1 protein-coding gene is annotated in these 520 nt (G+C 50.8%); it reads right to left on the bottom strand.

What is annotated here, in order from left to right:
- Positions 1–220: 220 nt before the first annotated feature.
- On the bottom strand, positions 221–520 hold a 300-nt coding region (locus tag JQ46_RS01945; protein WP_034985045.1), incomplete at its 5' end, for an IS3 family transposase.

Below are 520 nucleotides of genomic sequence, written 5' to 3'. Positions count from 1 at the left end.
ACCCACGACACCACAGCCACTACCAATGACATCGGTGCACCAGCAGAATACGACACCGCCATCGACACCAGCTACCAACACAACCTCGGCATCCACTGGGGCAAATAACCACGACACACCCGGGAAAGACACACTTTTTGTCCTTTAACCCCTATTCGACTTGGACTAGGGGGTTAAACGACAGAAGGGGATGCGGACGTTTTTTTAGACAGTTTCGATTTCACGCTACATTGACTTTTCGGTATTCGGCAATGCTCAAACCATCGAGGCTGATCTTGATTCGGTGATTGTTGTAGAACTCGATGTATGTCGCGATTGCTTCTTTGAGCTCTTGGGGGTTCTGCCAGGTTCTGCCGTAGTACATTTCGTTTTTCATTCGGCCGAAGAACCCCTCGCATGCTGCATTGTCGGGGCTACAGCCTTTCTTCGACATAGAGCGAAGTATTCCGAACTTCTCGGTCATGCTTCGCCAGCTGCTGCCTCGATAATGTGCTCCGCGGTCTGAGTGAATCACCAAGGA

It is taken from the genome of Corynebacterium jeikeium, from assembly GCF_000738175.1.
GTDB classification, from domain to species: domain Bacteria; phylum Actinomycetota; class Actinomycetes; order Mycobacteriales; family Mycobacteriaceae; genus Corynebacterium; species Corynebacterium jeikeium_C.
Note: the sequence above shows the minus strand (reverse complement) of the source record. Positions and strands in the feature narration are given on the sequence as shown.